This window comes from Alteromonas sp. 14N.309.X.WAT.G.H12 (genome assembly GCF_036697315.1).
Classification (GTDB): Bacteria; Pseudomonadota; Gammaproteobacteria; order Enterobacterales; family Alteromonadaceae; genus Alteromonas.
This window is the reverse complement of sequence record NZ_JBAHZB010000127.1, coordinates 1-9,011: the sequence shown is the minus strand read 5'-3', so window position 1 is coordinate 9,011 and position 9,011 is coordinate 1. Positions and strand designations below refer to the sequence as shown.

General features: G+C 46.1%; 11 protein-coding genes. 1 reads left to right on the top strand and 10 read right to left on the bottom strand.

Translation table 11 applies throughout. From position 1 onward, the window contains the following. The coding region (locus V5298_RS18425; RefSeq protein WP_332932895.1) for a hypothetical protein at positions 1-334 on the top strand (334 nt) is incomplete at its 5' end. Here the strand turns inward: V5298_RS18425 and V5298_RS18420 are convergent. The 10 genes from V5298_RS18420 to V5298_RS18375 all read right to left on the bottom strand — a co-directional run. Beyond that, complete coding sequence (locus tag V5298_RS18420) at positions 331-1,101, bottom strand: TatD family hydrolase (protein ID WP_332932894.1); 771 nt, start codon at positions 1,099-1,101, stop codon at positions 331-333. The two genes, V5298_RS18425 and V5298_RS18420, sit on opposite strands and share 4 nt — an antisense overlap. A gap of 6 nt (positions 1,102-1,107) precedes the next feature. Beyond that, a complete protein-coding gene (pdxH, locus tag V5298_RS18415; protein ID WP_332932893.1) occupies positions 1,108-1,746 on the bottom strand; it encodes a pyridoxamine 5'-phosphate oxidase in 639 nt (212 codons plus the stop codon). 42 nt (positions 1,747-1,788) lie between these two features. Further along, complete coding sequence (gene era, locus V5298_RS18410; protein WP_332932892.1) at positions 1,789-2,700, bottom strand: GTPase Era; 912 nt, start codon at positions 2,698-2,700, stop codon at positions 1,789-1,791. Further along, positions 2,687-3,376: a ribonuclease III gene (gene rnc, locus V5298_RS18405; protein ID WP_332932891.1), complete on the bottom strand. Its 690-nt coding sequence runs from the start codon at positions 3,374-3,376 to the stop codon at positions 2,687-2,689. The genes era and rnc overlap by 14 nt, the downstream gene beginning before the upstream one ends. Continuing rightward, positions 3,376-4,284: a signal peptidase I gene (lepB, locus tag V5298_RS18400; protein ID WP_332932890.1), complete on the bottom strand. Its 909-nt coding sequence runs from the start codon at positions 4,282-4,284 to the stop codon at positions 3,376-3,378. Before lepB ends, rnc begins: the two co-directional genes overlap by 1 nt. Beyond that, positions 4,284-6,098, bottom strand: coding sequence for a translation elongation factor 4 (gene lepA, locus V5298_RS18395; RefSeq protein ID WP_332932889.1), 1,815 nt, complete (start codon positions 6,096-6,098; stop codon positions 4,284-4,286). Before lepA ends, lepB begins: the two co-directional genes overlap by 1 nt. A gap of 272 nt (positions 6,099-6,370) precedes the next feature. Continuing rightward, positions 6,371-6,823, bottom strand: coding sequence for a SoxR reducing system RseC family protein (locus V5298_RS18390; protein WP_332932888.1), 453 nt, complete (start codon positions 6,821-6,823; stop codon positions 6,371-6,373). Continuing rightward, complete coding sequence (locus tag V5298_RS18385; protein ID WP_332932887.1) at positions 6,816-7,973, bottom strand: MucB/RseB C-terminal domain-containing protein; 1,158 nt, start codon at positions 7,971-7,973, stop codon at positions 6,816-6,818. The genes V5298_RS18390 and V5298_RS18385 overlap by 8 nt, the downstream gene beginning before the upstream one ends. A 6-nt stretch (positions 7,974-7,979) precedes the next feature. Continuing rightward, positions 7,980-8,570 (bottom strand): sigma-E factor negative regulatory protein, encoded by a 591-nt coding sequence (locus V5298_RS18380; RefSeq protein ID WP_332932886.1) that lies wholly within the window; start codon positions 8,568-8,570, stop codon positions 7,980-7,982. Between the two features lie 96 nt (positions 8,571-8,666). Further along, positions 8,667-9,011 (bottom strand): sigma-70 family RNA polymerase sigma factor (locus V5298_RS18375; RefSeq protein WP_332932885.1); only part of this gene is annotated, 345 nt, incomplete at its 5' end.

The following is a 9,011-nucleotide window of genomic DNA, read 5'->3' as shown; positions in this document are numbered from 1 at the left end:
TGCCGATGCTGCCATCTACGATATAACAGGCAAACAACTTGCTGGGCAACATGAGTCATGGTCATTGGTCACCCAGGTTCATCCCACTCAGGCATACATGACGCCCATCCACAACGAAGGCTCCGAACCTATTGGGATGCTTCGCATTGCCACCAAGACGCATCAACAGCTTAACGCTTTTTACCAGCAGCAAACGTCTTGGGGGCAACTTATAATGGTTATTGGGGTATTTAGTTTACTGTATGGTGTGCTGCTGGTATTTGCCATTAAACGTTATGCGCCCCTTATCCCCTATATCAAACCCCGTATCACTGGTTTTTTTAAGCGTTCTTAGGATGATTGGCGACCAAACACCCCACGGAAGGTTTCATCGGTTATACGGGAAATGTCCTTGGCACTGACATCGAAAAGCCCTTGTAACGGCTTTACCACCTCAACAAGGTTGGCCGGTTCATTCCGTTGCCCCTGAAACCCCCTCATGGGCATATCAGGGGCATCGGTTTCCAGCAAGACTGACGTCAACCCCATGGCTTTAATTGCCTCTAGGGTCTTATTTCCTCTCGGATAGGTGATGGTTCCTCCAATCCCCAGCTTAAACCCCAACGAAAGGTAGGTCTCGGCGACTTGGGGACCGCCAGAAAAACCATGCACAACACCGCCCTCTTTAAACCCTGAGTTTTTGATGATGGCAGGCAAACGATGATGGGTTTTGCGATGATGCAGAATAACCGGTAATTTGGCATCTTGTGCCAAGCTCAACTGTTCGGCCAGCCAGGCCTCCTGCTGCGCCATGGGAATGGAGATGGTTGCGTCTAACCCCACCTCACCCACTGCGACAATTTCCCCTCGATGGGTGTTTAACGCAGCCTCAAGCATATGACAGCCCGTTGACATATCATCGTGAAGAAACCAGGGATGCCAGCCAAAGGCCAGGTAGATATTGGGGTAAAGGGCTTTTATTTTACGTTGTTTTTGCCACCCTTCGGCGGTGGTGCCCGGAATAAGAAAGCCAGATACACCACATTGCGTCGCCCGGGATAAGACGTGCTCCCGATCCTTATCAAAGGCAGCTAAATCGAGATGACAGTGGGAGTCAATCATGAGATGTTAGGGCATGAGTCGTTGATAGGCCCAGTTTCCTTGGGGGTCGCGGTTGTATTCAAACCGATCATGAAGGCGATCTTCTCCCCCTTGCCAGAACTCTATTTGATGAGGCACAACCCGAAAGCCGCCCCAAAAATCAGGTACCGGTAATTTCTTATCGGCAAACTTCTGTTTAAGCTGCTGAAACTGCGTCATCAGCAACTCTTTTGTAGCCACCGGCTGGCTTTGCTTAGAGGCGAAAGCGGCTAACTGGCTGTCTTTAGGACGGGAGAAAAAATAGCGGGCGTTTTCTGCAGTGGAGAGTTTTTCGGCGATGCCACAAACACGCACCTGACGCTCCATAAAAAACCAAGGGAAATGCAGGGATATTTTATTATTCTGACTGAGCTCTTTCGCTTTACGACTGCCTAAGTTAGTGTAAAACAAAAAACCCTCTTCACTGACATCTTTTAATAGCACAATGCGCTGTGATGGCTGCCCATTTTCATCCACAGTTGCCACTGTCATAGCAGTGGGATCAGGCACCTTAGCTTCAATGGAATCTTGTAACCATTGTTTAAACAGTGTCACTGGATGAGAGGTTAATTCCTTTTCAGTTAGATGTCCCTTTGCATATTGACGACGTATCTCGGAGAGCGACATAAATTCCTCACTTTACGTGTGTAAATCACGCGGCAAATTTAATTAATCGTCGTTGTATCCTAACGATCGCAACGCCCGCTCATCATCTGCCCAGCCTTGTTTTACTTTTACCCACATTTCAAGAAAAACCTTGTTATCAAACAAGTTTTCCATATCTCTTCTGGCCTGTTCACCAATGGTTTTTATGTGCTGACCACCTTTGCCGATAATCATCCGCTTCTGGCTTTCACGTTCAACCAAAATTAAACCATTGATGCGATAGACCCCATTTTCCATCAACTTAAACTGCTCAATTTCCACGGTGGTTGAATAGGGTAATTCATCACCAGTGAAACGCATTAATTTTTCACGAATGATTTCTGCCGCCATAAAGCGACTGGAACGATCCGTGATGTAGTCTTCAGGAAAATAAAATTCGCTTTGTGGTAATGTGCCTTGTACGGTTTCCCGTAACACGTCTACCTGCCGACCGTTTTTCGCGCTAACAGGGAAAATATGATCAAAATCGTGTTTTTCAGATAGCCACTGGATTTGCGTCATTAAGGCCGACTTATCCTCTACCTTGTCGGTTTTATTCACCACCAAAAAGCAGGGTAATCCACTGTTTTTCACTTTTTGTAACACCATGGCATCGTCATCGGTCCAACGGGTACCTTCCACCACGAACAGGACTAAGCCCACTTCCGCCAGTGAACTGGATGCCGCCCGGTTCATATAACGATTGATGGCGCGTTTTTCTTCCTGATGGAGCCCTGGCGTATCCACATACACGGTTTGATTATCGTCTTCGGTATCAATACCAAGAATACGGTGCCGTGTAGTTTGGGGCTTTCTTGAAGTAATACTGACTTTTTGTCCCAAGATGCGATTTAGCAGGGTGGATTTACCCACATTCGGACGGCCAACGATGGCAACTAGACCACAATGTGTTGTGGGATTCTCATGCAGATCCATTCTCTAGCCTCTCTAAGGTCTCTTTCGCTGCACGTTGCTCAGCTTTACGACGACTGTTTCCCACACCAAAAACCGGCTCGGACAACTGTGATACCTGACAGCTAACCTGAAAGGTCTGCGCATGATCCTGACCACTTATCTCAACCACTTCATAAACGGGTAAAGGTTCGCGCCGTGATTGCAAATATTCTTGTAACCGCGTTTTACTGTCTTTTGGGTGTTCATTAGGATCTAATCCATCGATACGCGCCGACCAAAGATGCAATATGACCTGCTGAACTTCAGCAATACCGGCATCAAGATAAATCGCCCCTAGGATAGCTTCAACGGCATCGGCGAGAATAGAGCTTCGTCTGTGACCACCACTTTTCAATTCGCCCTGGCCCAGTTTAAGTAATTCCCCTACCCCCGCTTCTTTTGCCATTTCTGCCAAGGTATCGCCTTTAACAAGGGTAGAACGCATCCGCGTTAATTTCCCTTCTGTTACCTCAGGAAAGCGCACATAAAGGGCATCGGCAATCACCATTCCCAATACCGCATCACCTAAAAACTCCAATCTTTCATTGTGTTTTTTAGCAGCACTACGATGGGTCAGCGCTTGCTCAAGCAAGCCCCGATCACTAAATCGATAATTTAGCAGTTTTTCCAGTCGCAAGTAGCGATCAATTCCCGACATTATTGAATGCCACCTATGCGATTAAAACGCACACCGGTAGGCACCCAACTTGGCAACCAACTATCATCAGCCCGTTCAAATTCAAAGCTGATCCAGATAGCCACGGCTTTACCCACCAAGTTTTCATCCGGCACAAACCCCCAGAAACGGCTGTCTTTGCTATTTTCTCGATTGTCACCCATGACGAAATAATGGCCTTCAGGCACAATCCATTCGTTACTCCGAGTACCTGGCTGCGTATAAAAATTTGAGCTGGGAATACTACGAGCAGGGTTACGTAGAATATCGTGATTCACTTCACCAAGTTGCTCGCTATAACGCAGCAAGGGCGTCATATCTTGAACAAACTCGCCGCGCTCTTCAAATTTTAACGGCACTGGGCTCATTTTGGGACAATCACTTGCCCCATTTTCACAGTAGGGTTTAATAAAAATCTGTTTATTTTGATAAACAATTGTATCGCCGGGTAAGCCCACCACACGTTTAATATAATCAATGTTTATGTCTTCTGGGTATTTAAATACCACCACATCCCCTCGCTCCGGGGCACCGGTTTCCACAAATTTATGACGGAAAACAGGATCTTTTAACCCATAGGCGTATTTTTCTACCAGAATAAAATCCCCCACCAATAACGTGGGCATCATTGAGCCTGATGGAATTTGAAACGGTTCATAAAGAAATGAGCGAAGTATTAAAACAAAAGCAATTACCGGAAATATTTGCTGAGATGTATCCACAATCCAGGGTAATTGATAGCCAGATTCAGGCGCGGAGCCTGAAGCAACGGTGCCACCAGCCATCTGCTTTTCTTTGCGTGCAGGTGCCCACAAGAAGCTATCAATAAGCCAAATCAGGCCTGTTACAACCGTTAAAATGACCAAAAGGATTGAAAAATAGTTTGCCATTACTTACCTACCTTGAGAACAGCAAGAAACGCGTCCTGAGGTAATTCTACATTACCTACTTGTTTCATCCGCTTCTTCCCTTCTTTTTGTTTTTGCAGCAGTTTTTTCTTACGACTTACGTCACCACCGTAACACTTGGCGATAACGTTTTTCCGTAGCTGCTTCACTGTACTGCGTGCGATGATATGATTCCCAATAGCTGCCTGAATGGCAATATCGAACATTTGACGGGGGATCAGCTCCCGCAATTTCTCAACCAACTCACGACCCCGACCTTGACTATTTTCACGGTGAGTAATCATTGCCAACGCATCGACCCGCTCTCCATTGATCAATATATCAACCCGTACCATGTCCGAAACTTGAAACTTCTTGAAGTTATAATCTAAAGAAGCAAAACCTCGGCTTGTTGACTTTAACCGGTCAAAAAAGTCCATTACCACTTCGGCCATGGGCAGTTCATAGGTTACCGCGACTTGTTTGCCATGATAAGTCATGTTGGTCTGCATACCACGCTTCTCAACGCAAAGTGTAATGACATTACCTAAAAATTCTTGTGGCACCAGAATATTCGCTTCAACCACAGGCTCATGAATTTCTGCAATTTCGTTTACCGCAGGCAGGTTTGAAGGATTGTCGACCTGGACTTTCTCACCTTTGGTGGTAACAACTTGATAAATTACTGTGGGCGCTGTGGTGATCAGATCAAGATCATATTCTCGCTCTAACCGTTCCTGAATGATTTCCATATGTAACATGCCTAAGAAACCAATACGGAAACCAAAACCCAAAGCCGCTGAACTTTCAGGTTCATAGAATAACGATGCGTCATTCAAACTCAATTTTGACAGCGCATCACGAAAATCTTCATAGTCGTCTGAACTGACTGGAAATACCCCGGCATACACCTGGGGTTTCACTTTTTTAAACCCGGGTAAGGCTGCATCTGCAGGCTCCCGTGCAAGGGTAATGGTATCGCCAACAGGTGCGCCATGGATCTCTTTAATACCGGCAATCACAAAGCCGACTTCCCCTGCGCGCAATACCCCGGTATCGGTTTGCTTCGGTGTGAAAATGCCCACCTTGTCAGCTTGGTGGGTCTGGCCGTTAGACATAATTTTAATCTTGTCTTTGACGTTTAGCTCACCTTCGACAATACGCACCAAGGACACCACGCCCTGATAGTTATCGAACCATGAATCCACAATAAGCGCTTTAAGGGGGGCTTTATGGTCCCCTTTAGGAGGCGGTACGCGATTAACAATGACTTCTAAAACTTCATCGATTCCAACGCCGGTTTTCGCCGAACAACGTACGGCATCTAAGGCGTCGATACCCACGATATCTTCAATTTCTTCAGCTACCCGCTCAGGCTCGGCTTGGGGCAAATCAATTTTGTTTAAGATAGGCACCACTTCCATGTCCATATCCATGGCGGTATAGCAATTTGCCAGCGTTTGCGCTTCAACACCTTGCCCGGCATCGACCACCAAGAGCGCACCTTCACAGGCCGCAAGGGAGCGAGACACTTCGTAGGTAAAATCCACGTGTCCGGGTGTATCAATAAAATTAAGCTGGTAGGTTTCACCGTTTTTTGCCGTGTAGTTCAGGGTAACGCTTTGCGCTTTGATGGTAATACCGCGCTCACGTTCCAGATCCATAGAATCCAGTACCTGTTCAGCCATTTCCCGAACAGCAAGGCCGCCACAATCCTGAATCAGCCGATCCGACAAGGTAGACTTACCATGGTCTATATGAGCGATAATGGAGAAGTTTCTTATATTACTGATATTATAAGGTTTATCTTGATTCATTCGATACCAAATTTGATGCTGGATGCCTAATCGGGTGCCTAAAATCATACTTTTAAGCGCTTGCAATACCCGTAGGGTCTAAAATTATGCGCGATTATACTTGTGTTGTTCTTCTTTTGATAGTTTAGCGTTAAAAGTTAGTTTTACTAATCACCAATGGTGAAACGGGTTTAACGCTATGAAAATAGCGCCAGATAAGCAGCAAGGTAGATAAAAACACAGACAAAGAAACGAAGAAGGGATAGTTCACAAGCCAGATAGCGAGAAAAACGTTACTTTAACTGGCTATTGGCTGTTAGCAGCACAGGCTGAAATTTAGTATTGTCCTGTTGTTTTAAATAGCGGGAAATCGCAACAAATCCGAGCATGGTAAGCAGGATGCTACCCACAACGGGCCACAGTTCGCTGTACAAGCCAACGAGGGGGAGCCCTCTATCTAACACAATGGCTGATACCAAAAATAGAATTAAAGGGGCCACATAAAGCCAAACCGAGGCGGAAATAATACCGGCTTCAGGCACTCCGATAGTGACGGTATCGCCCACACGACAAGGAACCGGGCTGTGTAATACCAGCCGCTGTGACTTAGGTGACATGGCGCGAGATATTACCCCTGAACCACAATCTGATTGGGCCTGACAGCTGGAACAGGTGGTTTTTATCGCTGCTTCCACCACAATACGATCGTCATCCACGTCTACCACAATGGCGGATTCTTTAATCATTACCATTCTCTTTTAAACGTAGTGAAGTGGCAATGGCATTGGCTGTTTTAAGGGGAATTTCCCCCACAACCGTTACCTGAGCTTTACCGTCAGTTAATGTTAAGAATGTATTGAGTTCATGACGCAAGACCAAATCTGCTCCCACCGCTTCTTTTGCTGATTGAACATACACAGACACATCCACCAGACCGTCAGTAAACATTTTGTATTCTACCACCTGCCCGGTTAAAGCCAAACGGCGAATATCATGCTTAACTTCAAACATACCGCTGGGTAAGTATTCGACTTTCCAGCTATGTTGGCGGTTGGTCGATGGCGGCAATGCCAATGGTCTGGGTAATGACGACAAATTCACCCGGGAAAAATACGCTGACGGCGCATCGGTAATATCCATTGCCGTTACCTGGATCTGTTCGAGAATATTTCCCTGCAAATCCAGCGTATTTAACTTCAAAAACATGCCCGTAGCTTCATCTAACCATAATTGATAGCTAAAGCGGGTATTATCTCGGCTAACAATACGCAGTTGCTGAGCCGGCCTACCCGCAACCCGAGCACGGCCAACAAGGACAAATTCATATCCCTTAGTCAAAGACTCAGGTTCATATAGCAACTCGCTGGGAATCGGCCCATTAATGTATTTTGAACGCAAACTGTAGGGCGTGGCGTCCGGTTCAAAAATACTCACCACATCCCCCACTCGAATAAGCTCTCGACCTGGGCCATTTTGTAAATTCAATTGTTCTAAAGATGCGCCATCAGCAACCACCCCATGACGCCATAAATAAGGCACAGTTTCCTGATTGAGGCGACTCACCACAAACGCCACTTTGAAATTGAGTGTACGGGTGGCATTGGTCATTTTCTGTAACCAACCAGACACGGAATTGGGCTTGGTCGAGGACGAAGGCTGGGTGTTATCCGGTTCAGTTACCTTGGCAATGGCGGGGGGGACAGGTGCCGTTGAGGAATCGGACTCCACGGAAATAATTTCATCCGGCATGTCCACACTAGGGGCTACAGGGGTAGTCTCTTGGGCAAAAACGGAAAAGGAAATGCAAGTAAACCCAAACAAGAGAATAGCAAGCAAATAAAACGCACGTACCAGCTTCAAAGAAGCTGGTACGTTAATACAAAACACGTTGTTCATTTTAACTTAATTTGAGTTAACGTTAGACTCAACAGACTCATCAACTGATCTACTCTGCTCTTCAGCCTGTTTTAGCTGTACCTGTTGCTCATGATCAGCAATGATAGCGTTAATCTTACGCTTCTTCTCTAACATGATATTCATGTCATTACGGGGTAGCGTTCGGGTCTGTTCTAAACTTACGGGCGCTAATCCCCCTAATTGAGTACGGGTCTCAAATGTCGAGAAGGGTTCTGCAGGTTCAGGCTTATTCATCTGTTGAACGCCCAAAATAACAGCCACAGCAACGGATGCGGCAACGGCAAACTGCCCACCTTGTTTCGCAAATGGCACCACATTTCCCACTACAGGTAATTTGCGCCATCTCGACGTTTTAGGTGCAACAACCACAGGCTCATCTTCAAGCGCTGCAGCCACAGCAGCAGTGATGTCGATTTGAGGAGCGACAGTTGCTTCCTTTCGCAATCCACTGCGAATAACATGATACCGCTTCCACTTAACTTGTAACGCTTCATCTTGAAGAATGGCATCCATAATCTCGGAACTTTCGGTCTCGCCATCCATGAAGGCTGACATTTTTTCTTGCTGTTGCGTCATATTATAAAATCCTGATCGGAATGATCGATAACTACCTTATCACAGCTTATTAGTTCATTTCATCCCGTGAAAGTTCAATTTCATCGCGAAAAAAAATCAATTTTCTAATAATGGCTGTATGACCTTGTCGATAGCTTCCCGTGCGCGAAAGATTCGAGAACGTACTGTTCCCACCGGACATCCCATTACATTCGCAATCTCTTCATAGCTTAACCCTTCAATTTCCCTAAGCGTAATAGCCATTCTTAAATCATCTGGCAGTTTTTCCACAACCCGAAATAGGGTCGCTTCTAACTCATCTGACAATAAGCTACGCTCAGGCGTTGATTGCTCTTTTAATGCATCGCTGCCTTCATAGAAGTCAGCTTCATCGGCATCAACATCGCTCGCTGGCGGTTTCCTGCTTTGGGCAACCAAGTAATTCTTGGCGCTATTAACTGC

Excerpts from the sequence above, each read along its gene's own strand:
- V5298_RS18420 (WP_332932894.1), bottom strand. The coding sequence starts at position 1,101 with ATGATTGACTCCCACTGTCATCTCGATTTAGCTGCCTTTGATAAGGAT.
- pdxH (WP_332932893.1), bottom strand. The coding sequence starts at position 1,746 with ATGTCGCTCTCCGAGATACGTCGTCAATATGCAAAGGGACATCTAACT.
- era (WP_332932892.1), bottom strand. The coding sequence starts at position 2,700 with ATGGATCTGCATGAGAATCCCACAACACATTGTGGTCTAGTTGCCATC.
- rnc (WP_332932891.1), bottom strand. The coding sequence starts at position 3,376 with ATGTCGGGAATTGATCGCTACTTGCGACTGGAAAAACTGCTAAATTAT.
- lepB (WP_332932890.1), bottom strand. The coding sequence starts at position 4,284 with ATGGCAAACTATTTTTCAATCCTTTTGGTCATTTTAACGGTTGTAACA.
- lepA (WP_332932889.1), bottom strand. The coding sequence starts at position 6,098 with ATGAATCAAGATAAACCTTATAATATCAGTAATATAAGAAACTTCTCC.
- V5298_RS18390 (WP_332932888.1), bottom strand. The coding sequence starts at position 6,823 with ATGATTAAAGAATCCGCCATTGTGGTAGACGTGGATGACGATCGTATT.
- V5298_RS18385 (WP_332932887.1), bottom strand. The coding sequence starts at position 7,973 with ATGAACAACGTGTTTTGTATTAACGTACCAGCTTCTTTGAAGCTGGTA.
- V5298_RS18380 (WP_332932886.1), bottom strand. The coding sequence starts at position 8,570 with ATGACGCAACAGCAAGAAAAAATGTCAGCCTTCATGGATGGCGAGACC.